Source organism: Rheinheimera lutimaris (assembly GCF_013283795.1).
In the GTDB taxonomy this organism is placed as follows: domain Bacteria; phylum Pseudomonadota; class Gammaproteobacteria; order Enterobacterales; family Alteromonadaceae; genus Alishewanella; species Alishewanella lutimaris.
The window spans coordinates 1-21,624 of sequence record NZ_JABSOD010000032.1 but is presented as its reverse complement, the minus strand read 5'-3'; the positions used below and the strand labels follow the sequence as shown (position 1 = coordinate 21,624).

The window sequence follows — 21,624 nt, the reverse complement described above, 5'->3', positions numbered from 1 at the left end:
AAACGGGATTTTCCGGCTGTAGCGTTTTATACTAACGCCTTTCTAATGACAGAGACTGCAGCATGCAATTAATTGGTATTATCGGCGCCATGGAGCCGGAAGTGGCGCTGCTGCGCCAGCAAATCACCGACGTAAACCGCACCGAACTGGGTGGTTATGTGTTTTACCACGGCAAACTGGCCGGCCAGGCCGTGGTGCTGGTGCAATCCGGTATTGGTAAAGTGGCTTCGGCACTGGCCACTGCCCTGCTTATTCAACAGTTTAAACCCGATGCAGTCATTAATACCGGCTCGGCCGGTGGCTTTGACCCACAGCTGAATGTGGGCGATGTGGTGATCAGCAGTGAAGTGCGCCATCACGATGTTGACGTAACCGCCTTTGGTTATGAAATCGGCCAGGTACCACAAATGCCGCCGGCTTTTAACGCCCACCCGGCATTAATTGATGCAGCAGAACAAAGCATTCAGGCACTGGGTTATTGTCAGACCAAAAAAGGCCTGATTGCCACCGGCGACAGTTTTATCTGTGACCCGGCACGTATTGCCGTGATCCGCAGCCAATTCCCCACCATGCTGGCAGTAGAAATGGAAGGCGCCGCCATTGCCCAGGTGTGCCATATGCTAAACACGCCGTTTGTGGTGATCCGCAGCTTAAGCGATATCGCCGGTAAAGAATCGCCGCAATCTTTTGAAGCCTATCTTGAAGTAGCCTCTAAACACAGCTCTGCCATGGTAACGGAGCTGTTAAAGCGACTGCAAGGCGTTACGCTTTAACGTGCCGTGGCCGGACGAGCTTGCCGTTTATCCGCCGTTGTTGCTGATAACGGTGTTGCTGGCAAGGCTGCTGCCTTTGCCGGCAGCCTATCACCCGCTAACGGCGTTTCGTTATTTTGCCCGCAGTCTGGGCAAGAAAGTTAACCCCGACCCCGGCCGGGCCAGAGCTCAGCAATATATTTCCGGCAGCCTGGCACTGCTGGTTGCCTGGCTGCCGGCCATGGCGCTGCTGTACAGCCTGTACCGCTTTTCAGAATTACCACTGGTACTGGATGCTTTACTGCTGTTTTGCAGCCTGGACTGGCAAAGTCGGCGCTATCAGGCGCAGCAGGTATCTCAAAGCCTGCAACAAAACCAGCTAACGCTGGCAAGAGAACAAGCGCAACCGCTGCTGCTACGTAACTGCAGTAACCTGACAGCCATGGGGCTAAGCAAAGCCGTAATAGAAAACCTGCTGTTGCAAAGCGCTAAGCAACTGATCGGTACCGGCTGCTTTTTTCTGCTGGGCGGCGGGTTGGCCGCCATCGGTTATCGCCTGGTAGTGCAACTGCAGCAAGAGTGGAACCCAAAGCAGGCAGGCTATCAATTGTTTGGCCGGCCAACGGCTGTTATCGCAAAACTTCTCAGTACCCTGCCAATGCTGCTAAGCAGTGCTTTTATTGCAATGCAGCACGGTGTGCTGCGCTTTTACCGTAACAGCAAAACCACGCGCTACCGGTTTAACCCGGCCGCGTTTTATTTATTGTGTGCCGGCTCAGCAGCACTGCATTGTGATTTAGGCGGCCCGGTTTACTACCATAATACTAAGTACAGCCGCAGCCGTATCGCCGGGCAACGTCCGCCGGGCGCTGCCGATATTAACAGCTGCTTGCGGTTATTGGGGTTCTTACATTTTTATTTATTGCTGCTGGTTAGCAGCGTAACTTTACTGCAATTAGCCTGGTGGTTAGCAAACTAACCCGGTTGGTGTTGCCGGTGACAGAACGCTGGACAAGTTCGGTGCTCTCGTTATATGTTTTGCCATCACGCAAGGCGTAGCACCGATAATACAGATAAAGCTACCGAACGGGAGTTTCAGTGAATTTTTTGTCGCATTTTATGCGCTTGGCAGTACTGTGTTTGCTGACTACAGCATTCGGCCTGCCTGCAGCCTCACTTTTACGGCCTCTTACACCTGATCAAGGGCTGTCGCAGGGCTCGGTAAATAATTTACTGCTCGATGATGACGGCTTTTTGTGGGTTGCTACAGCCGGCGGTTTAAACCGTTTTGACGGCAACCGTGTCATCCAGGTTGGCAGCAAAGATTCAAGCCTGAAAGAAGTTAATTTTACCAGGCTGCTGCTGGATTCAGACCGGATTATCTATGCCGCCAGTGCCTATGGCGACATTTACCGCTACCAGCCGTTTTCGGGCCTGATGGAGCCCTTTGCCCTTGTACGCGACGATGCAACAGCACAGCAACAATTTATCAGTGCTTTAATCCAACAAAATGATGATTATTTGTTGGCAGCAACCAACACTGCACTGCTGCGGGTCAACCGCAGTAGCGGTGAAACTGAAATCTTATTTAAACTGGCTGATGCCGGCTATCCGCAGGGCTGGTTGCGCCATTTGTATGTGTATCAACACTATGTACTGATTGCGGCGTTTAACGGCGTTATTGCCTTTGATACAGTAAGCGGCAGCCATACGTATCTGCCGCACATCGCCGCTGAGCATGCTAACGCCGATAATACCCACGTTAAGTTTCTCGATGTTTATCAGGATAAACTATGGATTGGCACCGTAGACGGCTTATACAGCATTAGTCTTGATGCGATGCAGGCCTATTTACAGCAACAACAGCCTTATACAGCCACAATTGAAATCGCAGGGCTGAATATCTGGAAACTGCTGTGGCAAGGCGACTCCGCTTTGATCCCCACAGAGAGCGGCTTATACCGCTTCCCCCCTGCAGAGTCTGACACCGCACTGTTACTCAAGCTCAGTGACTCTGCACTGAACTTATTTGAAGACACCATCCTTGATATTGCTGCCGACAATGCCGGTGGTTACTGGCTGGCATCACGCGATGATGGTGCCTTTTACTGGCACCCGCGTAGCAGTGCATTTAAGCAACTGAGACGGCAGGATAGCAGCACAGCGTCATTAAGCAGCGACAAAATCCTTTCATTGTTTGCAGAACAAGATGGCACTTTATGGATTGGCACAGCTAACGGGCTGAATAAACTGCAAGGGCCCGGCAAAACACTGCAACGCTATCTGGTATCGGATGATCCCAAAGCCGTGCAACATGGCGGCACCATTTATAACATCTACCACGCCGGCAATAACCAACTGTGGTTGGTAACTGCGCAGGGGCTTAAGCTGTTTGATATTGAAACCGGCGCTGAGCTGTCATTGCCCGGTGTAAGCGCTGCAGACAAAAGCCGCTTTAATCACCTGAGTCACAATTATTATCTGTACGGCACAGATTTTTACTTCTTTCACCTGGACCGCTTTTTACGTTATAACCCGGCCAACGGCACAGTTGACGACATCAGCAACGGGTTCGGCGGCCAACTGACTATCGGCGGTCAGATTAATATTATTGGCGAACTCAACGGTCCCTATGCCGGCTTGTTGCTTAGTAAGCCGGATGAAATCTGGTTATGGCAGCCGGCAGACAACAGCACACTGTTGCTATTTCGCAATGAGGACTATAAACCGCAGTTGGGCCGTATAGCCAGCAGCGCACTACAAGACAACAGTGGTATGCTTTGGGTAGCAATGTCCGGTATCGGTTTGCTTGGTTTCGACCAGGATTCGCTTAGTTTAAACACCAACTTTAACAGCAAAGACAATTTATTATCTGATGCCATATACAGCTTACAGCGCGACAGTTTTGGCGACGTTTGGTTTTCATCACATGCCGGCCTTGCCAGGTTAGATACGCAATTGCAGCAAATTGAATTTTTTACCCGCGAAGACGGCGTGTACACCAACGAATATAACGCCGGTGCGTCAGCCAGCTTAGCAAATGGTGCTTTAGCCTATGGCAGTATGCGCGGGGTTACCCTGGTTAATCCTGCTCTGCTGCAGGAAAAGCCTTCCAGGCCAAAGGTTGTGATTACCGGCCTGAGCACACTCTCGGGGGAGTTCAATGCTGTAAATGCCAATCTTAACGGCCGCACGTTTTACTTATCGCATGAGGATTTAGGCGTATCGTTGCGTTTTAGCTCAATGAACTTCAGCGAACAACATAAAATGCGTTATCGCTTTTGGCTGGAAGGCAGCGACAATGTGCAATACCCGGCACAGCGCGATAACAGCGTTATTTTTCCGCAACTGGACTACGGCGACTATGTGTTTAATGTAGTGGCTATCTCTCCGGCCAGCGGCCAGGAAAGCGAACCGGCCAGGCTCTACCTCAGTATCCGCCCGCCACTATGGCAATCAACGCCGGCACTGGCGGCGTATTTATTGCTGTTGTTGTTTACCGGCTATAAATTTTACCGCTTTCGTCGCCACCAACTCAGAGAAGTTCGTGCAGCACATGACAAAGTAAAGCAAAGTGAGCAGCGCTTAAAACAGGCGCTGAGTTCGGTTAACAGCGGTGCCTGGGAGTGGAACGCTGCCAATAATCAGCTGTTTGCCGCCAGGGTTCACATTATGTTGGGCTATAGCGAGCAGATGAACCCGCTTACGATGCAACAACATATGACGTTAATTCACCCTGACGACAGAACCGCTTTTGCCAGCCAATGGCAGCGTTTTTTCCAGGAGCCGGAAGCCGGCTTCGATTTCACTTACCGTATGCAGCATAAGGCCGGCCAATGGTTATGGTTTCGCGATGTAGGTAAAGCCACCATATCAAACGTTACCAACAAGGTAGAGAAAGTCATTGGTACTTTCAGCAATATCACCGAAACCCGCGCCAATATGGAAAAAGCACGGCTGTTTGGTGAGGCCTTTCAACAAACCCGCGACTGGGTGGTTATTCTGGACAACCGCCAGCGTGTAGTGGCAGCAAACCACTCTTTTTCTGCCGCTTTTGGCAATATGGCGCAATACCTGGACCAGCCGCGTACCCACCATTTGGGCATCAGCCTGGTGCGGCGGCGGTTTTATACTAAGTTATTACGCGAACTGACACCAGGCCAGCACTGGCAAGGCGAAGAACTGGTTATTACACCCGATGGCCGCGAGCGCCCCACGCTGATTAATATCAGTGCTATTGGTGAGCAGCAACAGCACACTTTTTATGTACTGGTATTTACCGACATTACCGCGCAAAAGCTGGCCGAAGACGAGCTGCGCTATCTGGCCAACTATGATGCCTTAACCGGCCTGCCCAACCGCGCGCTGTTGATGGACCGTATTTACCACGGTATTGACCAGGCCAAGCGTGACAAGCGCTCACTGGCGCTGTGCTTTATCGACCTGGACAAATTTAAACAAATAAACGACTCGCTGGGCCACGATATCGGCGACTTATTGTTAAAAGAAGTGGCGCGGCGCTTAACTCTGACACTGCGTGACAGCGATACCGTGGCCAGGTTAGGCGGTGACGAATTTGTAATACTGCTTGAAGGCTATAAAGCCGAAGACAATATCAGCCATGTGGCGCGCAAAATGTTAGCTATTGTAGGTGAGCCGATGCAGTTTGGTACCCACACCGTGGGCGTGTCACCCAGTATCGGTATTGCCGTGTATCCGGAAGATGCACTTAATGCCGCAGAGCTGCTGAAACACGCTGACGTGGCCATGTATCACGCCAAAGAAGCAGGGCGTAACAACTACCAGTTTTTTACTTCAGAGATGAACGAAAAGGCCCATATGCGGCTGGCGCGGGAAACCCGGTTGCGCCAGGCGCTGAAAAACGACGAGTTCGTTAATTTTTATCAGCCTATTGTCAACAGCCAGACCCGTCAGGTGGTTGGTGCAGAAGTGTTGCTGCGCTGGAATAGCTCCGACGGCATGATATCGCCCACAGAATTTATTCCGCTGGCCGAAGAGTTGCGGTTAATTATTAATATGACACATCAGCTGCTGGAACGGGCACTAAGCGATTTAAAGCAGTGGCATGAAGACGGCCATCACATTTATCTGTCGGTTAACTTATCTACCCAACATCTGGAGCAACCGGCACTGGCAGAACATACGCGGTTCTTGCTGGGCAAATACCAATTGCCGGCCAGCTGCCTGCGCTTTGAAGTAACGGAAAGTGCACTGATGCGCGACCACCAAAGTGCGATAGAAACCATGCTGGCACTGAGTGAGCTGGGCGTACAACTGGCGTTAGATGACTTTGGTACCGGCTATTCGTCATTAAAATACTTAAAAGAACTGCCGATTGACGGCATTAAAATCGATCGCAGTTTTGTGCAGGATATCGGTATCGACAGCAGTGACGAAACCATTATTGATGCCATGTTAAGCATGGCAAACAGCCTGGGCATGTATTGCGTGGCAGAAGGTGTGGAGACTGAGCAGCAACTGGCGTTCTTCTCACGGCGCCAATGCTACCTGATCCAGGGGTATTTGTTTGCCAAGCCTATGCCGGCGGCCCAATTACTGCAGTTTTTACACAGCGAAAACCTCAGCGTCTGACACCGGCACGCCAGGCAGCGCTGCGGCTGCGATAATTGCCGTCAGTACAGAGCACAGCAATAGCCGGCTCTGCTATACTGGCGGCCTTATTATGTCAGCGGAATACTATATTGTCGCCGTTAGTCAAAGGGGCGTTACTGTTACTGCTGGCCGAAGCCTGCTTCGCCGGTATCGGCGCTATTGTTAAATTTACCAGCGGCACAGCGTCCGAAGTGCAGGTGGTGTTTTTCCGTAATTTCTTCGCACTGTTGCTGATGCTGCCGTTTTTGTACAAACACGGTTTTAGCCTGTTAAAAACCAAACGCTGGTACCTGCATCTTAGCCGCGCACTTACCGGTATTGTCTCGATGTACTGCTTTTTCTATGTGCTGGCCAGGTTGCCATTGGCACAAGGCATGTTGGTATTGTTGCTCTCGCCGTTTATCGTGCCGCTTATTGCCCGCTTCTGGTTAAAAGAGCGCCCCAGCCGGTTAACGTTATTTGGTATTCTGCTGGGCTTTGTCGGGGTAATGCTGGCATTACCGGCCAACTACGGCAGTGCCGAAGCCATTTTGCTGGTTGGCTTGTTGTCAGCGGTGTTAGTGGCCGTCACCAAAACCACTATCCGCTATATGTCGGATACTGAACCTGCAGTGCGCATTGTGTTTTATTTTTCCCTGCTCACCGCAGCATTGTCTGCCATACCGGTACCGTTTTACTGGCAACCACTGAATAACCAGGTATGGCTGGCTTTTGTGGCGATGGGCGTACTGGCGGCGATTGGCCAACTGGCAATGACCCGCGCTTATGCCATAGCGCCGGCCAGCGATATTGGTATGTGGACGTACAGCAGCGTTATTTTTGCCGGCTTGTTTGGTTATCTGTTTTGGCAAGAGCCGGTAACCATGGCGTGGTTTGCCGGAGTGCTGGTTATTTTTTACGCCGGCTATATCACCACCCGGCAAAGGCTGTTGTGATGACACGGATATAGCCTATCGGGCTGGGAGCGGTGCACTCTAAGCCAACCGTTGAAGCCCCGGACGGGCTGAGACGAGCCCCCAGGGATGGGTTTACGGCGTGTTGGCGTGAGTGAACCGCTTCCGGCCTTGCTCGAGATAAGCCATTTTACGCCAGTGCTGGCAACGCGGGCCCGAACAGGCTAAAATACGCTCCCTTTTTTCCAAGTGACAATACAGGTAACAACGCACAATGGGCAAAAAACTGCACATTAAAACCTGGGGCTGCCAGATGAACGAATACGACTCATCGAAAATGGCCGACCTGCTGGATGCCACTCATGGCTTTACACTGACCGAAGAGGCAGAAGACGCAGATGTAATTCTGCTGAACACCTGTTCTATCCGTGAAAAAGCGCAGGAGAAAGTATTCCATCAGTTGGGGCGCTGGCGTCCGCTTAAGGAAAAAAATCCTGATTTAGTCATCGGCGTGGGCGGCTGTGTTGCCTCGCAGGAAGGCGCCGCTATTCGTGAACGCGCGCCCTATGTTGATATCGTGTTTGGCCCGCAAACACTGCACCGCCTGCCGGAAATGATCAACGCCGTACGCGGTAATAAATCACCGGTGGTAGATGTCTCCTTTCCGGAGATAGAAAAATTCGACCGCCTGCCGGAGCCTAAAGCTGACGGCCCAACCGCCTTTGTTTCGGTCATGGAAGGCTGCTCTAAATACTGTACCTTCTGCGTGGTGCCCTACACCCGCGGTGAAGAAGTCAGCCGGCCACTGGATGATGTATTATTTGAAATTGCCCAATTGGCCGAGCAAGGCGTACGCGAAGTTAACCTGCTGGGACAGAACGTTAACGGTTACCGCGGCGAAAAGTTTGACGGCAGTATTTGCCATTTCTCCGAGTTACTGCGTTTAGTGGCGGCGATTGACGGCATTGACCGCATTCGTTACACCACGTCGCATCCGGTGGAGTTTACCGACGATATTATCGAAGTGTACCGCGACGTACCCGAGTTGGTTGATCACCTGCACCTGCCGGTACAATCAGGCTCTGACCGTATTTTAAACCTGATGAAACGCGGCCATACTGCACTGGAATACAAATCGCAAATTCGTAAGCTGAAGAAAATCCGGCCGAATTTAAGCATGTCGTCTGATTTTATTATCGGTTTCCCGGGTGAAGACGATGCCGACTTCCAGGCCACTATGGACCTGATCCAGGCGATTGATTTTGATATGAGCTTCAGCTTTATCTATAGCGCACGGCCGGGTACGCCTGCCGCCGATTTACCGGATGACGTTAGCGAAGAGGCGAAAAAGCAGCGCTTGTATATCCTGCAAGACCGCATTAACCAACAGGCACTGAAAATTGCCCGCGGCATGCTGGGCACCGAACAGCGCATCCTGGTAGAAGGCCCGTCGAAAAAGAGCATTATGGAACTGACAGGCCGCACCGAAAATAACCGCGTGGTTAATTTTGAAGGTTCGCCGGATATGATTGGCCGCTTTGTTGATGTGAAAATTACTGATGTATTCAGTAATTCTCTGCGCGGTGAGCTTATTCGTACCGAGCGCGATATGGGTCTGCGCCGCGAAATTGCCCCGCAGCAAATACTGGCGCGGCAAAAAGCAGAACCGGCACCGAACGCACTGGGTGTAACCAGTTATATTCCGTAACTAATCCGGGGGCAGTAATGCCCCCTTTTGTACTGAGGCAAGCATTTGAGCACACCTTTACATACTGCAGACTTAACTCTGGAAGGGGCTGACAACCGGCGTTTAACGCTGTTATGTGGCCCGTTTGACGATAATTTAAAGCATGTAGAGCGCCGTTTGTTGGTCGAGATCAGCCACCGCGATAATCAGTTAAAAATTGCCGGCCCGGCTGACAACGTCGCCGCTGCTGTAGACGTATTACAGCAACTGTACAGTGCTACTGCCGCCCCGACAGCAGAGTTAACCCCTGAACAGGTGCATTTATTGATCAGCGAAAACTACGATATTCAGTATCAGCAACACGGCGATGAGCCGCGCGACTTCAGCCTGAAAACCAAAAAAGGTTTGATTAAACCACGCAACCCGAACCAGGCAGCCTATGTCGGTAATGTGCTGAGCCACGATGTCTGTTTTGGCATAGGCCCTGCCGGTACCGGTAAAACCTATTTGGCTGTAGCCTGCGCGGTAGATGCGTTAGAGCGCAACCTGGTGCGGCGCATTGTGTTAACCCGTCCGGCAGTAGAAGCCGGCGAGAAACTGGGCTTTTTACCCGGTGATTTAGCGCAAAAAGTTGACCCTTATCTGCGGCCTTTGTACGACGCGCTGTTTGAAATGCTCGGCTTTGAAAAAGTCGAAAAATATCTGGAGCGCGGCATTATTGAAATTGCCCCGCTGGCGTATATGCGTGGCCGTACGCTGAACGATGCCTTTATCATTCTGGATGAAAGCCAGAACACCACCGTTGAACAAATGAAAATGTTCTTAACCCGCATCGGCTTTAGCTCCAAAGCAGTGATCACCGGCGACATTACCCAGGTCGACTTACCGCGTGGCCAATATTCCGGCTTAAAGCACGCCATCGATGTATTAAGCGACGTAACAGAAATCAGCTTTAACCACTTTACTGCCAAAGACGTGGTGCGCCACCCGATAGTGCAGCGTATCGTGATGGCCTATGAAGCCTTTGAAGCGGCTAAACTGGCTGCAGATAACGCGGCGAAAGGGCAATAATGGCGGTTATTCTCGATTTACAGCTGGCCAGCAGTGCAGCAGATTTACCCGGCGAAGCCGATATTCAACAGTGGCTGCAGTCGGCTATATTGCCGTTTCAGTCAGAGGCTGAAGTTACCGTGCGTATTGTTGATAACAGCGAAAGCCAACAGCTGAATTCTGACTATCGCGGTAAAGATAAACCGACCAACGTGCTGAGCTTTCCGTTTCAGTGTCCACCCGGCATAGAACTGGCGCTACTGGGTGATTTAGTCATCTGCGCCCCTGTCGTTGCCGCCGAAGCGCTTGAGCAAGGTAAAAGCCTGCAGGCACACTGGGCACATATGGTGGTACACGGAAGCTTGCATTTACTCGGTTTTGACCATATAAATGACGACGATGCACAGCAAATGGAAGCGGAAGAAGTGACCATATTGCAACAACTTGGCTTTACCAATCCCTATTTGTTGGATAACGAATAGACTCTTTTAATTGTTTGGAGCAACAGTTCACCCATGAGTGACGACAACCCCCACTCTAGTCGCGGTTCTGCCGGTAAATCCTGGTTAGATCGGATCGCCGGAATTTTCAGTGCAGAACCACAGGACATTTCAGAATTACAAGACATCATCAGCGAAGCCGAAGTGCGCAGCCTGATCGATGCCGACACCAAAAGTATGCTGCAGGGCGTACTGGAGGTTTCCAGCATGCGGGCACGCGATATCATGGTGCCACGCTCACAAATGGCCACTATTGATATCGATGACACTGTCGCCGATATGCTGCCCATTTTAATGGAAAATAATCACAGCCGTTACCCGGTGGTCAATGAAGACAAAGACCATATCGAAGGGATCCTGCTGGTAAAAGACTTACTGCAATACGCACTGGACCCGAATGTCAGCGACTGGCATTTGCGTGATTTACTGCGCCCGGCGGTTATTATTCCGGAAAGTAAACGGGTTGATGCGCTGCTAAAAGAGTTTCGCCAGAAACGCTATCATATGGCCATCGTAGTCGATGAATACGGTGGTGTGTCCGGCCTGGTCACCATTGAAGATATTCTGGAGCAAATCGTCGGCGAAATTGAAGATGAGCACGACGATGAAGAAGAAAACGACATTAAGAAAATGGCCTCAAGGGTGTTTCAGGTTAGCGCCTTAACGCCACTGGACGAATTTAACGAGTCGTTTAATACCAGCTTTGATGAAGAAGACGCCGATACCATCGGTGGCATAGTACTGCACGCCTTTGGCCATATGCCGGCAAAAGGCGAAAGTATTGAACTGCAAGGCTTAACCTTTAAAGTCAGTAAAGCCAACAGCCGCCGCTTAGTGCAGTTGCAGGTTATCCGCGCCAAAGAAACCGCAGATACAGAGGAAAACTAGCCATCTTGCCCGCTGCCGTAAAGCGCCTTGCTAAACTGAGCCTGCCCCACCTGCTGCTAATCGCAGCCGGTGGCGTTACCACGTTAGCCTTTGCCCCTTACACCTTATGGTGGCTGCCACTGCTAAGTGTGGCGCTGCTGGTGTTTTTCCTGCAAGGGGCCACTTCCGCTAAACAGGCCGCTATGCGCGGTTTCAGTTTTGGTGTCGGCTGGTTTGGTGTTGGTATCAGCTGGGTGCATGTCAGCATAGCCCAATTTGGTGGCTTGCCACTGGCCGGCAGCATCGGCTTAATGGCGCTGTTAGTGGGCTATCTGGCATTGTTTCCGGCTTTTACGCTCTGGCTCAGCTACAGGCTACGCAGCCCCGGTTTTACCCCCTTGTTATTTGCCGCCTGCTGGACGTTAGCCGAGTGGTTACGCAGCGTACTGCTTACCGGTTTCCCGTGGTTGTCTATGGGCTACAGCCAAACAGAACATGGTCTTAGCCAATTTGCCCCGCTGATCGGCGAAACCGGTATCAGTTTTTTACTGGTGTTTTCAGCCGCCGCACTGGCGCAGCTGTTTTGCCCGCAACGCGCTCCCGCCCGTTACGGTTATCTGCTTATCGCCGGGCTGTTGTTTGCCATGGCGCCGCAGCTTAGTGCGCTAAAAGGCTGGCACTACAGCGACAACGCTATAGACGTCGTCTTGGTGCAGGGCAATATTAAGCAAGATTTACGCTGGGCGCCGGAGCAGGAATGGCCCACTATGCTGAAATACATGGACCTGACCCGGCCGCATTTTCAAACTGATTTAGTGATCTGGCCCGAAGCCGCCATTCCACAGCTGGAGCCACTGGCAGAAAGCTACCTGGAAAACCTGAACCGTGCCGCACTGTATGCCGACACGGCTGTGATCAGCGGCATTTTAGATTACAACTTTAAAACCCAGCAAGCGTGGAACAACCTGATCGTGCTGGGGAAACGCCAACCGGACTCAACCGATGGCGATTATTTTTACGGCCACGGCAATCGCTACAGCAAACATCATTTGCTGCCGATTGGTGAATTTGTGCCGTTTGAAAGCTGGCTGCGCCAACTGGCACCGATTTTTGATTTACCGATGAGCTCGTTTACCCGCGGTGCTTATGTGCAACCCAACCTGGTGGCCAATGGTTACCACTTGCTACCGGCGATCTGCTTTGAAATTGCCTTTCCGGCGCAAATAAGTGCCAATATGACTGCCGACACTCAGTTGCTGCTGACGGTAAGCAACGATGCCTGGTTTGGCGACAGCATAGGCCCGCAGCAGCATTTACAAATAGCCCAAATGCGCGCGCTGGAATTTGGCCGGCCGCTGCTGCGCGCTACCAATAACGGCGTTACCGCCACTGTCGATGCCGCCGGCAAGATCAGCGCCAGAGCAGCGCAATTTACCGAAACGGTACTGCAAGACAGCATCCGCTTAACCAGCGGCCAAACGCCCTACGCCCGTTTTGCTGATTGGCCATTGTGGCTATGCAGCGGCCTGTTACTGCTGCTGTTCGCCATACGTGCATTGCTGCGGTGGCGTAAAACCGGCTGAATGTTAACAGAACGCTTGTTTCACCGGCATAGTCAGGTAGACTAAAACTACCTGAGCGTCAGTCGGCCTTTGCCATGACTTTACTGCACAATATCAGCCGCACCTTGCAGCGCCGCCGCAACAGCACCTGGCATGCATTGGGCTACGACACCACAGTCCGGCCGGAAACCCCTGCCGACTTCGCGGCAATAGCCCACCTTACCCACACTGCCTTTAATAGTAATACTGAAGTACAGCTGATAAGCACCCTGCGCCAGCAGGCGGATGAGTGCATTGCGCTGGTAGCAGAACAACATGGCGCAATCGTCGGCCATATCTTGTTTTCGCCGGCCACGCTGGATAATGCCCCAGGCACCAGACTAATGGCACTGGCACCGATGGCGGTAAGTAATGTATTGCAGCATCAGGGGATAGGCTCAGCGCTGGTGCGGGCCGGGTTGGAGCAGTGCCATAAACAAGGTGTTGCCGCCGTGGTGGTGCTGGGGCACCCGGGTTATTACCCGCGCTTTGGCTTTACCCCGGCCAGCCGTTTTAACATCAGCTGTCCGTGGCAGGCCGCCGATAATGCCTTTATGGCACTGGAATTGGAACCTGGCGCATTAAAGGGAAAAAGCGGTAAGGTGGTGTATCATCCGGCTTTTGCCGCGCTGTAATCCGTGCATATAACGAACCGGCTTACCCACGCCAACACGCCGTGAATACGTCCCTGTAGGCTCGACTATAAACTTCATCCATGAAGTTTATCCTTCGGACCAGCACAGCTGTTCAAATTCGCTCCAGGCGAATTTGTCAGCATCCATGCCTTCAACGGTTAGCTTAGGGTAAGCCGATTCTCATCAAGGTGAACCAACTAATCCTCATCCATAGCGCCGTTAACTATTTCGGCTATATCCGCCAACCGCACCAGCGCCCGGCCATTAACCGATTTTTTCGGATACTGGCCCCGGCTGTTTTTCTCGCCGGCTTCTACGCCGGTAAGCAGGTTTAAGGCTTCATCCACTGTTTTTACCACATAGATATGAAACTTATGCTGCTTTACCGCGCTAATCACTTCGTCATTTAATACCAGATTAAGCTGGTTGCTGGCCGGAATGATTACGCCTTGTTCGCCGGTTAAACCACGGCTTTGGCATAAGCGGAAATACCCTTCTATCTTCTCGTTTACACCGCCAATGGCTTGTACCTGACCATGCTGGTTAATCGAGCCGGTTACCGCCAGGCTTTGTTTAATAGGTATATCGGTAATGGCCGATAACAATGCACACACTTCTGCCAGTGAAGCACTGTCGCCATCGATATGACCATAGCTTTGCTCCATGGCGATGTTGGCTGACAAGGTCAGTGGAAATTCGCGCGCGTATTTAGCCCCCAGATAGCCGGTAAGTAACAATACGCCCTTAGAGTGAATGGCTTTACCCAGCTCTACTTCGCGCTCGATATCAATCACACCGCTGCTGCCGGCAAATACCGTAGCGCTAATGCGGGCCGGGGTGCCAAAGGCAGTGTCGCCTATTTCCAGCACCGTTAAGCCGTTAATTTTACCTACGGCCAGGCCGTCAGTATCAATTAAAATCTGGCCTTCCTGAATATCTTCCAAAAAGCCTTCGCTAATGCGGCCGGTACGGTGTTGCTTGCCTTTTAATGCTTGCTGAATATGCGCAGCGTCCAGGCTGTCGCTATGCTGCTGGCCGGCGTAGTAACAGGCTTCGCGCACTAATTCCAGCACGTCGGCAAAGCGGGCCGATAACTTACGCTGGTGCTCAGCCTGACGAAAGCTGAACGTCAGCAACTGTTTAAAACCAGCGGCCGTCAGCTCATTAATATTTAACAGCCGCATTTGTTCGCGAATTTGCATCGCCATATAGGTCACGGTTTGCTCGTTATACGGCAAGTAATGCTCAAAATCGGCCAGCACCCGAAACAGCTCGTTAAATTCGTCGTCTACGTCCTGGATCAGGTAGTACAAATCACGCGAGCCCAGCAGCACCACTTTTACATTCAGCGGTATGGCTTTAGGCGTAATAATGGTGGAGTTGGTTACTGCATGCTCCGACAGCGTATCAATAAGCAACTCGCCGGATTTTAGCGCCAGCTTAAGTGCATCCCACAATTGCGGTTGGGTTAATAACCGGTCAGCATCGAGAATTAAATAACCGCCGTTAGCACGGTGCAGCGCGCCCGGGCGGATCATGCGGTAATTGGTGTACAACGAGCCACTGCTGGAGTTGTACTCTACGCGGCCAAACAGGTTGCCATAGCTGGGGTTGGGTTCAAATACAATAGGTGCGCCGGACATGCTCTCATAATGTACCAGCACGTTAGGCACAAATTCCTCGATAAAAATCTCGCGGTTATCGGCTTCTTCCTGCTTTTCTGCCTCAGACTCGTCCGGCATCAGCTCAAGCACCGCCTTTACCAGGTGGCTGCGCATTTCGCGGATATAACGCTGCACCCCCAACTCTGCTGCATAGTCATGCTCCAGCTGCTTTAGCAGTGGTTTAATGGCCTGCTCTATGGTGTCTTTGCGCAGTGCGCGTAAACTTTCCGACAGCTCGCGTTTCCACTGCGGCAGCTCCAGCAATTGCTCGTTTAAGATGGTTTCCAGCTCACTGACCAGGCCGTAGAAATACTGCCGTTGCTCTTCGGTCAGTTTAGAAAACTCCTGATCGTCCAGTGGCTTGCCATCGATAATAGGCGAAAAACTCACCGCGCCATTTTCTTCATACAGCACGACATTTTTTTCCAGCGCCTTGCTTTCTACCAGCTCTATCGCATGCTCGTATTTATCGTCAAAGGCGCGGGCTATAGCTTTTTTCTTCCGCTGATAACCCGGGTTATCAAATGCCGCCGGAAAGGTATCCAGTAGCTCATCAATCAGCGCTTCTATTTTTTTAACCAGAATTTTGCCTTCACCCGGCAACAATCTTAAGGTGCCGGGCACCCGCTCATCATCAAAGTTGTTTAAGTAACACCACTCTTCCGGTGTGGCTTTTTCACTGGCGGCTTGTTGCAGTATGTCCTGCACCAGGGTAAAGCGGCCCAGCGCCGGCTCGCCCATTACATACAGGTTGTAACCCGGCATATCCATGCCGATAGCAAATGCCAGTGCCGATTTTGCCCGCTCCTGGCCGATAAAAGCCGGGATCAGCTGTTTTACGTCCAGCGCCTGCTTCAGCAGTTTGTTGTCCAGGTGCGGCCCGAGTTGTTGCGTTGTCAGTGCCAGAGGATTTGGGTGTGCGGTCATGTAGTACCTTAGCTTAACCAGCTGTTATAGCGGCTATACTAGCAAAAAGCCGCCCTGCTGTGCTGGTCAATTTCATTGTTTCGCTAAAGAAATCGCAGAGCATGCCGTTACAGTGTTTATCAAGCAAACCGTACACGGGGCACATTATGAACGAGACTAACCGCTTACAAAAAATCCGCAACCTGGGCGTACGCCTGCAGGAGTTGGAGTTAGTGTCATTGACCCCGGGCAAATCTTACACCGGCGCCGCGCTGAACTTTTTATTTGCCGATCATGAATTAGTGCGCCCTACCGGTTTGCCACTGGAACATACCTTAAAAACCCTTGGTGCGGCCATAGCAGAAAAGCGTAAAGTGCGTTTTTCCAACCTGGATGCCGATGCCGTAATCGACTTTTTTTGCCGGCTGTATCGCGTACATTAATCCCCCGCCTTCCCTTATCCGGCGCAGCAAAATTAACGCTGCGCTGAAATATTCCCGCCGGCCGGCCGTTCTTATAGCGTAATCAGCAACTGTATAAGCCGGATTTATGCCAGCCGTTATTAATTTTTATCATCGCGTTATTGCACACAGCCAGCAATTATCGGGGCTGGCGCCATTGTTATTACGTTTATACCTTGCGCCGGTGCTGTTGCAGGCCGGCTGGAATAAGTATCAGCATTTTGACAATACCGTCGCCTGGTTTGGTAATACCGACTGGGGTTTGGGCTTGCCGGCACCTGCTGTGCTGGCAGCACTGGCCATTGCTGCCGAAACCCTTGGCGCACTGTTGTTATTGGCGGGCCTGTTAACGCGGTTAGTCAGTATACCCTTGATGATTACCATGCTAGTGGCCATTTTTGCCGTACATTGGCCCAATGGTTGGCTGGCAATAGCGGACAGCAGCAGTTGGTTAGCCAATGAGCGGGTCGTTAATTCAGCTGAACAACTCAGTGCGGCAAAAAGCCTGCTGCAACAACACGGTAATTATGACTGGCTAACCGGCAACGGCAATATTGTGATTTTAAATAACGGTATTGAATTCGCAGCAACCTATTTTGTTATGTTACTTAGCTTATTTTTCAGCGGCGGTGGCCGTTATACCAGCATTGACCATTACCTCAGCCGGCGTTCCCGTGCAGGAGCCAGCTAATGGCAAGCATTCATATTTTGCCAACACCGCAAAATCGTGCCAGGCTGGCGGGCAATTCAGCAGCGATTAAAAGCATTTCTATGTCAGAGCAACCTCAAGCAGCTGCCGCCAGCGTTGCAGATAACAAAGCCGCCAGCGCAGCGGTATTTCAACTGACCGACAGTAAAACCAAACGCTACGAGCAACTGGTGCAACATTACCATGCTGACCTGTACCGCTATGGGTATTGGTTGTGCAAAGACCCGCATATTGCGCAGGATCTGGTACAAGACACCTTTTTGCGCGCCTGGAAGCACCTTGACAGCCTGCTCGACCCGGCGGCGGCCAAAGCCTGGCTGGTTACCATACTGCGGCGGGAAAACGCCCGCCGGTTTGAGCGCAAGCAGTTTGACTACGACGACACCGAACAAGACAGTCTGGCAGACACCACGCAAAGCAGCGCCGAACAGTATTGCGACAACGACTTACTGCGCCAGCGTATGGCAACACTGCCACAAGAATACCGCGAACCGCTGGTACTGCAGGCACTGGGGGGCTTTAGCAGCGATGAAATAGCCAACCTGCTGCAGCTTAATGTGAATACCGTCAACACCCGGCTGTTTCGCGCCCGTAAATTACTGCGCGACCAGCTTAGCCAACCTGGGGAGCCCGGCCATGGATAACACAGAATTACGCCGTATCTTACTGGCCAATCCGTATAGCAAGCACCCTGCACTGCTGGCGGCTATGGCGCAGGATGCTGATTTACAGCTATTCGCCCGCGAACTGCAGCAACAGCAGCAAGAACTGGAAGATGCATTGCAGGTGCCGGTACCGCCGATGCTGGCTGAACGTTTATTACAAATTCCGCAGCAAAAACAGCCGCGCCGCAACTGGTTTATACCTCTGGCACTGGCAGCCAGTATTGCCCTGGTATCTGTGTTGGGTGTGCAATTGTACCAAGGCAGTTTACCTGCGGATCTGGGCAGCCATGCGTTAGCCCATGTGTATCACGAGCATGACTATTTGCAGCAACACGCGCAAATGCAGCCACTGGACGAGGTAAACCTGAAACTGGCCGGTTTTGATGCCAGCCTGCAAGACTGGCAGGACGAGATTATCTACGCCCGCTATTGCACCTTTCAGGGCGTACGCTCATTGCATCTGGCCGTAAAAACGACCAGCGGCTATGCCACGGTATTTATTGTGCCCAAAGACGCTGAACTGGATTTTGTGCAAGACTTTGCCGATGGCCGTTACCGCGGCTTAACGCTGGCGATGGCGAAAGCCAATGTTATAGTGGTAAGCGACAACGCCGCAGACTTACAGCAGCTGCCGCAAAAGCTTACGCAAAAGCTGATTTTTTCGGCCTGATATTAAAACCGGTCATTGCCGCTGATGTTCAGGTTATTAATTTTGCGCTTGCGCAGCAGTTTTAACAGCAAATTACGACAGCCACGTAGCAGCGGGTAAAGCCATTTGGCGACACGGCGCGATTTAAATAAGTGATAGTTCAGCCGGTTAAACATCCCGCTGCGGCTGCTTAGCAGCGACAGCATATAAATAGCGTCACTGCCGTAGTAGCAGTTGTCGGCCATCTTCAGCACCATACCCTGATCAATATCCAACCCCTGCGCGGTCAGCTCACGCATTACTTTGCTGTCTTCGCGGGCATTGATCAACTGTAATTCCCCCACGCTTTGCCGAATGCGCACCAGCTGGCAATAGGCATTACAGGCCGGGCAGTCTTTATCGTAAATCAGTTGAATAACAGGCTGCGCAGACTGCATGGTGGGAGTCATAACGTCTCCGCAAGCGCCAGCTCAACTGCCGCTTTGGCATGAATAACCGTAGTATCAAACAGCGGCACGGCGGCATCGGCTTTAGCCACCAGTAAACCAATTTCCGTACAACCAAGAATAATGCCGTCTACACCTTGCCAGGCAAGGCCGGCCATCATCTTGCGCACGGCTTGTTTAGACTCCGGGGTAATCACGCTCTGACACAGTTCCTGATAAATAATCTGATGCAGGCTGTCTTGTTCAGCCTCATTCGGCAGCAACACTTCTATACCGTGTAACTCACTTAACCGCTCACGATAAAACGGCTGTTGCATGGTAAATTTGGTGCCAAGCAGTCCGACACGACGGCCACCGGCTTGCTTGATAGCCGCGGCAGTGGCATCGGCGATATGCAACAGCGGAATAGTTACCGCAGCGGCAATACTGTCGGCCACTTTGTGCATGGTGTTAGTGCAAAGCACAATAAAATCGGCACCGGCAACTTCCAGCGAGCGCGCCGCATCTGCCAGCACAGCGCCGGCAGCATCCCAATCGCCGGCCTGCTGTAAGCGTTCAATATCGTGAAAATCAACGCTGACTAAAATGCATTTGGCTGAATGCAGCCCGCCAAGCTGTTGTTTTACACCCTCGTTAAGCAGGCGATAGTAAGGGATGGTCGACTCCCAGCTCATACCGCCAATCAGACCAATGGTTTTCATCTAACGACTCCCTCCGGTTTCCAGACCGCTAACATGGCGTAAAAACGCATCGCCTGCAATTTTTTAAAAGCAAGAAGCAAGACACGACCCTATGTACATTAATTATGCTATTTGCATAATTTAAGGCCGCTCTCCAATATAGGACCAATGCTAATTTTGGATGGAGGTCCCATTGACTTTAAAGCTTCATCAACCGATATTTTATCTATTTTTGCCACTGCCTCTGCCATCTCGACAAAAGCAGGATCAACTTTCCAGATTTCATCAATTGAAGAGTAACCTCTCGATTTAGCCAAACCATTAACTCCATATGTTTTTCCATTTGCATGAAAAACGACAGAATTATTTTTGCATTCCACATACCCTGAGGGAACGGTTAACGGCCATTTTATCCCGTATTGCTCTTCGGCTAATTCAAGTCCCGGTTTAGAGCAACCGGAAAGAAATACAACAAGGATAATGAAAAAGACACTTAAGAGCTTACTCATGATATTTCCTTAATTTAGTCCTAACACCGCTCAGCAAGCGCAGTTACCGAATGGAGGCGAAACGCCAATATAATAACAGTCGCTCGGCGGATGTAATCAAGTATGCCCCCCATTAGGTTACGGATTCTCATAGCCCAATAGAAATAGATATCAGCCCAATAAAGAAAGCCCATATTGGTAGCGACCTTATGAAAAAAATTTGAGCTTTGACCTTCCCTGGACTATTAGGCCTACCAAGCCCGAACGCTTGAACGTATAACCCTTTAAAATTCCAAAATTTTTTGTCCATATCACCTTCAACCACAGCTGTCAGCCTCCACATTACAAAAAAATAGACGTGGGCAAGACCGAGCAGGCTCCACATGACATTTTCTGGAACTTTAATCCCCAAGACTTCGGGATTTAGTGACGTTGACAGCAGCAAAACAATGGCAATAGATGTGCTGAGCAGCAAATTCCGTCGATATTCACTGCCTCCTTCATTAAAATCAGGGGGACTCGGAGCATATTGCTGTCGCTTTACGTTTTCACTGCCGTTCATAAACTCTCCAATAAATCCCGCTTAATGAGCTTTTCAGAAATCACTGGGCCAAAGTAACACTAAACTATTTATTTTCGACACCTTAGTTTCGATTCGACTCCAGCTAACTCTCTTAACGCCCCAAATACCTCAAACAGATGTATCCACCGGAGCAATAGCCTTGGCCTTGACGCTCGTTAATTTCAAAACATGCCCTGACAACTGTTTTGGGTAAATTCAGCTGATCTGCCAGAGTCCCAGAAACTAAAGTAGTGCCTTCTTTACAATGAGAAACTATACGATTTAGCTCGGCTATTTTCTCTTTGTCATCAAACATTGAACCCAGATCCATAATAAAATCAGGGCTATTCATGTTTATAGATAGTGGCGCACTAAGCCCATGGAATTCTTCAAAAGATATGTATCCTTCTGATCTAAGAAATAACAACGCCTTTTTATTAGCTATGTAAAACTGCTCACCAAGACTGAGACTTTTAATATCTTGCATCTGAAGTGCTTGATATAGACTGGCAAAAATAGCATGCATATCTTGATGGTGTGACAGCATCATGGCAGTTCTCCACTTAATTAAGACTCAAATAAGCCTCAGGAGATCATACCAAACAAAAGAGCTGACGTAAGTTTAAAATAATAGTTGATGACAATTAAAAACTTTAAAAACAATAACTTATAAAAACGCTCAACGAAAGCGTATAAAAAAATTTTCGTTCAATTAGTCATATCATGCTTTTAATATGGCAGCTCAAAGTAAAAATCCACCTCCATAGGAGGTGGC

The 21,624-nt window shown here is 50.8% G+C and carries 20 protein-coding genes; 14 read left to right on the top strand and 6 right to left on the bottom strand.

The genetic code is table 11. From position 1 onward, the window contains the following. Positions 1–62: 62 nt before the first annotated feature. The 10 genes from mtnN (at position 63) to HRH59_RS18345 (ending at position 13,619) form a co-directional block, all read left to right on the top strand. Entirely contained in the window at positions 63–773 is a 711-nt protein-coding gene (gene mtnN / locus HRH59_RS18390; RefSeq protein ID WP_173502737.1) for a 5'-methylthioadenosine/S-adenosylhomocysteine nucleosidase, read from the top strand. A 1-nt stretch (position 774) separates the two neighbouring features. Continuing rightward, entirely contained in the window at positions 775–1,731 is a 957-nt protein-coding gene (locus tag HRH59_RS18385; protein ID WP_173502736.1) for a cobalamin biosynthesis protein CobD/CbiB, read from the top strand. Between the two features lie 119 nt (positions 1,732–1,850). Then, positions 1,851–6,365, top strand: a complete 4,515-nt coding sequence (locus tag HRH59_RS18380) for an EAL domain-containing protein (RefSeq protein ID WP_173502735.1) — start codon at positions 1,851–1,853, stop codon at positions 6,363–6,365. Positions 6,366–6,475: 110 nt separating this feature from the next. Beyond that, positions 6,476–7,321, top strand: coding sequence for a DMT family transporter (locus tag HRH59_RS18375; RefSeq protein ID WP_173502734.1), 846 nt, complete (start codon positions 6,476–6,478; stop codon positions 7,319–7,321). A gap of 232 nt (positions 7,322–7,553) precedes the next feature. After that, positions 7,554–8,987, top strand: coding sequence for a tRNA (N6-isopentenyl adenosine(37)-C2)-methylthiotransferase MiaB (miaB, locus tag HRH59_RS18370; RefSeq protein ID WP_173502733.1), 1,434 nt, complete (start codon positions 7,554–7,556; stop codon positions 8,985–8,987). A gap of 45 nt (positions 8,988–9,032) precedes the next feature. Beyond that, positions 9,033–10,037, top strand: a complete 1,005-nt coding sequence (locus HRH59_RS18365) for a PhoH family protein (RefSeq protein ID WP_173502732.1) — start codon at positions 9,033–9,035, stop codon at positions 10,035–10,037. Beyond that, positions 10,037–10,498 (top strand): rRNA maturation RNase YbeY, encoded by a 462-nt coding sequence (gene ybeY / locus HRH59_RS18360; RefSeq protein ID WP_173502731.1) that lies wholly within the window; start codon positions 10,037–10,039, stop codon positions 10,496–10,498. Before HRH59_RS18365 ends, ybeY begins: the two co-directional genes overlap by 1 nt. A 33-nt stretch (positions 10,499–10,531) precedes the next feature. Then, entirely contained in the window at positions 10,532–11,404 is an 873-nt protein-coding gene (locus HRH59_RS18355) for an HlyC/CorC family transporter (protein ID WP_173502730.1), read from the top strand. A gap of 5 nt (positions 11,405–11,409) precedes the next feature. Beyond that, positions 11,410–12,966 (top strand): apolipoprotein N-acyltransferase, encoded by a 1,557-nt coding sequence (lnt, locus tag HRH59_RS18350; RefSeq protein WP_218573557.1) that lies wholly within the window; start codon positions 11,410–11,412, stop codon positions 12,964–12,966. Positions 12,967–13,040: 74 nt separating this feature from the next. After that, a complete protein-coding gene (locus HRH59_RS18345) occupies positions 13,041–13,619 on the top strand; it encodes a GNAT family N-acetyltransferase (protein WP_173502729.1) in 579 nt (192 codons plus the stop codon). 197 nt (positions 13,620–13,816) lie between these two features. Here the strand turns inward: HRH59_RS18345 and HRH59_RS18340 are convergent, their stop codons facing one another. Then, the gene (locus HRH59_RS18340) at positions 13,817–16,210 is read right to left on the bottom strand and encodes a Lon protease family protein (protein ID WP_173502728.1); all 2,394 of its coding nucleotides are present in this window, start codon (positions 16,208–16,210) and stop codon (positions 13,817–13,819) included. Between the two features lie 146 nt (positions 16,211–16,356). On the opposite strand from HRH59_RS18340, the gene HRH59_RS18335 reads away from it, so the two are divergent. The 4 genes from HRH59_RS18335 (at position 16,357) to HRH59_RS18320 (ending at position 18,694) form a co-directional block, all read left to right on the top strand. Continuing rightward, positions 16,357–16,632: a hypothetical protein gene (locus HRH59_RS18335; protein ID WP_173502727.1), complete on the top strand. Its 276-nt coding sequence runs from the start codon at positions 16,357–16,359 to the stop codon at positions 16,630–16,632. Between the two features lie 106 nt (positions 16,633–16,738). Further along, a complete protein-coding gene (locus HRH59_RS18330) occupies positions 16,739–17,341 on the top strand; it encodes an HvfX family Cu-binding RiPP maturation protein (protein WP_173502726.1) in 603 nt (200 codons plus the stop codon). Continuing rightward, a complete protein-coding gene (locus HRH59_RS18325) occupies positions 17,341–18,003 on the top strand; it encodes a sigma-70 family RNA polymerase sigma factor (protein WP_173502725.1) in 663 nt (220 codons plus the stop codon). Before HRH59_RS18330 ends, HRH59_RS18325 begins: the two co-directional genes overlap by 1 nt. Beyond that, positions 17,996–18,694, top strand: coding sequence for a DUF3379 family protein (locus HRH59_RS18320; protein ID WP_173502724.1), 699 nt, complete (start codon positions 17,996–17,998; stop codon positions 18,692–18,694). Before HRH59_RS18325 ends, HRH59_RS18320 begins: the two co-directional genes overlap by 8 nt. A gap of 2 nt (positions 18,695–18,696) precedes the next feature. Here HRH59_RS18320 and HRH59_RS18315 read toward each other — a convergent pair whose 3' ends face one another. The 5 genes from HRH59_RS18315 to HRH59_RS18295 form a co-directional block, all read right to left on the bottom strand. Further along, positions 18,697–19,122, bottom strand: coding sequence for a DCC1-like thiol-disulfide oxidoreductase family protein (locus HRH59_RS18315; protein ID WP_231702565.1), 426 nt, complete (start codon positions 19,120–19,122; stop codon positions 18,697–18,699). Next, positions 19,119–19,820, bottom strand: coding sequence for an aspartate/glutamate racemase family protein (locus HRH59_RS18310; RefSeq protein WP_173502723.1), 702 nt, complete (start codon positions 19,818–19,820; stop codon positions 19,119–19,121). Before HRH59_RS18310 ends, HRH59_RS18315 begins: the two co-directional genes overlap by 4 nt. Positions 19,821–19,927: 107 nt before the next feature. Further along, positions 19,928–20,308, bottom strand: a complete 381-nt coding sequence (locus HRH59_RS18305) for a DUF2511 domain-containing protein (RefSeq protein ID WP_173502722.1) — start codon at positions 20,306–20,308, stop codon at positions 19,928–19,930. Positions 20,309–20,435: 127 nt separating this feature from the next. Then, a complete protein-coding gene (locus HRH59_RS18300) occupies positions 20,436–20,849 on the bottom strand; it encodes a hypothetical protein (protein ID WP_173502721.1) in 414 nt (137 codons plus the stop codon). Between the two features lie 112 nt (positions 20,850–20,961). Next, the gene (locus HRH59_RS18295; RefSeq protein ID WP_173502720.1) at positions 20,962–21,399 is read right to left on the bottom strand and encodes a hypothetical protein; all 438 of its coding nucleotides are present in this window, start codon (positions 21,397–21,399) and stop codon (positions 20,962–20,964) included. Between the last annotated feature and the right edge of the window lie 225 nt (positions 21,400–21,624).

Excerpts from the sequence above, each read along its gene's own strand:
- mtnN (WP_173502737.1), top strand. The coding sequence starts at position 63 with ATGCAATTAATTGGTATTATCGGCGCCATGGAGCCGGAAGTGGCGCTG.
- miaB (WP_173502733.1), top strand. The coding sequence starts at position 7,554 with ATGGGCAAAAAACTGCACATTAAAACCTGGGGCTGCCAGATGAACGAA.
- ybeY (WP_173502731.1), top strand. The coding sequence starts at position 10,037 with ATGGCGGTTATTCTCGATTTACAGCTGGCCAGCAGTGCAGCAGATTTA.
- HRH59_RS18355 (WP_173502730.1), top strand. The coding sequence starts at position 10,532 with ATGAGTGACGACAACCCCCACTCTAGTCGCGGTTCTGCCGGTAAATCC.
- HRH59_RS18345 (WP_173502729.1), top strand. The coding sequence starts at position 13,041 with ATGACTTTACTGCACAATATCAGCCGCACCTTGCAGCGCCGCCGCAAC.
- HRH59_RS18340 (WP_173502728.1), bottom strand. The coding sequence starts at position 16,210 with ATGACCGCACACCCAAATCCTCTGGCACTGACAACGCAACAACTCGGG.
- HRH59_RS18335 (WP_173502727.1), top strand. The coding sequence starts at position 16,357 with ATGAACGAGACTAACCGCTTACAAAAAATCCGCAACCTGGGCGTACGC.
- HRH59_RS18330 (WP_173502726.1), top strand. The coding sequence starts at position 16,739 with ATGCCAGCCGTTATTAATTTTTATCATCGCGTTATTGCACACAGCCAG.
- HRH59_RS18325 (WP_173502725.1), top strand. The coding sequence starts at position 17,341 with ATGGCAAGCATTCATATTTTGCCAACACCGCAAAATCGTGCCAGGCTG.
- HRH59_RS18320 (WP_173502724.1), top strand. The coding sequence starts at position 17,996 with ATGGATAACACAGAATTACGCCGTATCTTACTGGCCAATCCGTATAGC.
- HRH59_RS18315 (WP_231702565.1), bottom strand. The coding sequence starts at position 19,122 with ATGACTCCCACCATGCAGTCTGCGCAGCCTGTTATTCAACTGATTTAC.
- HRH59_RS18310 (WP_173502723.1), bottom strand. The coding sequence starts at position 19,820 with ATGAAAACCATTGGTCTGATTGGCGGTATGAGCTGGGAGTCGACCATC.
- HRH59_RS18305 (WP_173502722.1), bottom strand. The coding sequence starts at position 20,308 with ATGAGTAAGCTCTTAAGTGTCTTTTTCATTATCCTTGTTGTATTTCTT.
- HRH59_RS18300 (WP_173502721.1), bottom strand. The coding sequence starts at position 20,849 with ATGAACGGCAGTGAAAACGTAAAGCGACAGCAATATGCTCCGAGTCCC.
- HRH59_RS18295 (WP_173502720.1), bottom strand. The coding sequence starts at position 21,399 with ATGATGCTGTCACACCATCAAGATATGCATGCTATTTTTGCCAGTCTA.